This is a genomic window from Pseudomonas sp. NBRC 111131 (assembly GCF_001320525.1).
In the GTDB taxonomy this organism is placed as follows: Bacteria; Pseudomonadota; Gammaproteobacteria; order Pseudomonadales; family Pseudomonadaceae; genus Aquipseudomonas; species Aquipseudomonas ceruminis.
Genome location: NZ_BCBH01000076.1, coordinates 1 through 2,642 on the forward strand (window position 1 = coordinate 1; position 2,642 = coordinate 2,642).

The following is a 2,642-nucleotide window of genomic DNA, read 5'->3' on the forward strand; positions in this document are numbered from 1 at the left end:
CTCAGCGCTCATCATGAATCCAAAAGCCTTGAAGCTCGCCTCGCGCACGGCCCACTCCAAGCTTGGTCCGCTCAGCGCCTCGACAAACACCGTCTGGTAGGTATGGTCAGTTCGGCAACGTCCCAGCAAGCCCGGAGCGGTTGCTCGTGCGAGGAGCACTGAAGCGCCAGTTGCGTGCTCGGCTCCATTCACTTCCGCTACCACCAGATCGCTGTGACTCACCGCGACGACATCCTTCAGGCTGAGCTGGGGTCGAGAGAGCTCTGACTTGGCCATGTCGAGCGCATGCTGCGCGGTGGCCGCAGCGAACAGTTCGCCGGTGACCACTCGGAATGCTTTCAAGCGGAAAGTCTCCGCGACTGCGGGGCGTTGATTGGTTTGCTCGACTTGTTGCATGTTGGGGTTCTACGCAAATTCACTGGGTGGTAATTGGAGGGTCTCGAAGGCGGATGACGTCAGCCAACACCCGCTCGCACCATTCGCACTTTCACCCCTCGTTGCTCGAAAGCCCTGGCTACGCGTACTTGACGCTCATCTTTGCCATCGCTGAAGACAATGGCGTGGGTCACTCCACCTGGCAGAGTTTCTGGGCTCAAATGCCTGAGCACCGAGCTCGACGGGACCTTCAGCTTCTTGCTCAATAGCTCACGATGCCGCTCACCCGTGATCAAGCAGTCAAGGACGATCTGTTTTACCTGGTGATCGAGGATGAACTTGGCGATTCGGTCGACTTGAGCCTTATCGATCGTGGGGCCTGCGGTGCTGATGAAAAGCTTTGGTATGACCTGGGCTTCGGCTTTATCAGCCTCTCGGAGAAACACAACGACCTGATCGCATGTTCTGCAGCTGTAGAACGCTTTCCTCTGGACCATGCGGTTGTGCCTTTTCGTCGACAACCGAAAGCGCTTTCCTTCACACCCGCACCGATACAGAAACTCTCTCTTGACCGATCGCGACGTGTCGAGCTGGTGACACCTATCGGCCCGGATCTGGAATACCTCGACCATGACCTGGGTCCACTCAGCACCGTGCGGCTCAACCTTCGCCCCCCAAATCAAATAAGTGATGTAGTGGGCTACCTCATGCGGGCAGATATTATTGAGGTACTCCGAAAGGTTCTCTCGGGCCAGGATACGGTTGAATCGGAACTGCAGGTCGTAGCACCGGCCAGTTTCCTTGTTTTGGCGGTACCTGAACATGCCACCTGTTTTACCAGTAAGGTCAAACAGGACCGGTATCTCGGGAATGTCACGGGAAAAGTAGGATGCGGCCATCTCCAGGCACTCGGTGACTCGAATCCTAACCGCCTTCAACTCGTCGACAGCGCGCATCAGATTTCAGCCACTCGCAGCACCTGAAAGCTCAGCTGGGTGTCGTTAGCAGAGAAAAGTGTAGGCATGGCCGGGATCCTGGGTAGAGACAGAAAATATTACACGTACGCGTTATGTATCGCAAACCAATAAACCAGAATGATAGCCCGCTCCGCCATCTCCATGCATTAGCGAAAGGCTTTTGCTCAGGCTGCCGGCGCGGGCTGCGGGTAAAAAAAAACCTCAGCATGGCTGAGGCTTCTGGTGAGAGTGATACTTCAGGACTACCTAGGCACGAGCTTTACGGCAGCGAGAAGGATCCGGTCATAGCGCATGACCAATTGTTTGAGACGGCGGCTAGAAACGTTGTCCTTGATCGCTTTCGCCACCATTCGCTCATGCCGTGCTTGAGCACGACGCAGCCTCTGCCCTTGAATTCCCGCCCACAGATTGAGAGGCATTTCCGGACCAGTAGGGGTCGAGTTGAGTGTTCCCATTTGCAATCTCCTGAGGCTTGCGTTGCATGACCTAGGGAGATGTGGAACAACGCTACATACGTCTCAGTCCACGTAGCTCCCAGGAGAACAACGCAAACACCCCAGAACGCTGCGGGACCCCTGGCAAGGTCCCGCCTACTTAGCCTTGGATTTCTTCGGAATCACAATTACTGGCAAGCCGCGGACCGCATCATCCCAGTGCAGGTCACGATCTGGATCGCTGGCAATTTTGCTGATCCACACAGCGGTTTTTTTCCAGCGAATTGCAAGCTTGCGGCCATTCCAGCCGCGGGCCTTGTACGCACCCTTGAATTCATCAGGGGTCAACAGCGGTTGTTGCAGCTGAACTTCGGGCAAGCCGCGGACCGCGTCATCCCAGTGCGGACTACGGTCTAGGTCGTTGACCAACCTGCTGATCGAGAAAGCGGTTTTTTTCCAGCGAATGGCGAGCATACGACCATTCCAGCCGCCTGCCTTGTACGCGGCCTTGAAATCGTTCGGGCTCAAAAGCGGTTGTTGCAGTTGAACTTCGTTGTCCAAATTCTTGCACCCGAAAATGTATGGGTAGACGGCATGCTGGCAGAGTCAGTCAATTATGATGGCCTTGGACAAATCCCAATCTGCAGGTGCTGCTGCACTAGTCGCAAAGGCAAATCGCATAGCGACCGAGGGTGAATTGTTCTTCATCAGCTAGGCGGCTGCACCAGCGCACATCGCTGCGACCGCGGGTCAACTCTTTGGCCCCACCCTCATCCACGCAAGCACAATGGAAGGCTCCATTTTTAAACTATAGGACAACACTTATCAACCTGAGGCTCCCCGTCACCATTCTCAA

Annotated in this window: 3 protein-coding genes; all 3 read right to left on the reverse strand. The window is 55.4% G+C overall.

Features of this window, described 5'->3' with window-relative positions; translation table 11 throughout:
- Positions 1–396: hypothetical protein (locus tag APH34_RS28235; RefSeq protein WP_054903780.1), on the reverse strand; the 396-nt coding region annotated here is incomplete at its 3' end.
- Between the two features lie 59 nt (positions 397–455).
- Positions 456–1,331 (reverse strand): SprT-like domain-containing protein, encoded by an 876-nt coding sequence (locus tag APH34_RS30510; protein ID WP_023662058.1) that lies wholly within the window; start codon positions 1,329–1,331, stop codon positions 456–458.
- A gap of 611 nt (positions 1,332–1,942) precedes the next feature.
- A complete protein-coding gene (locus APH34_RS30200) occupies positions 1,943–2,347 on the reverse strand; it encodes a hypothetical protein (RefSeq protein WP_004577588.1) in 405 nt (134 codons plus the stop codon).
- Between the last annotated feature and the right edge of the window lie 295 nt (positions 2,348–2,642).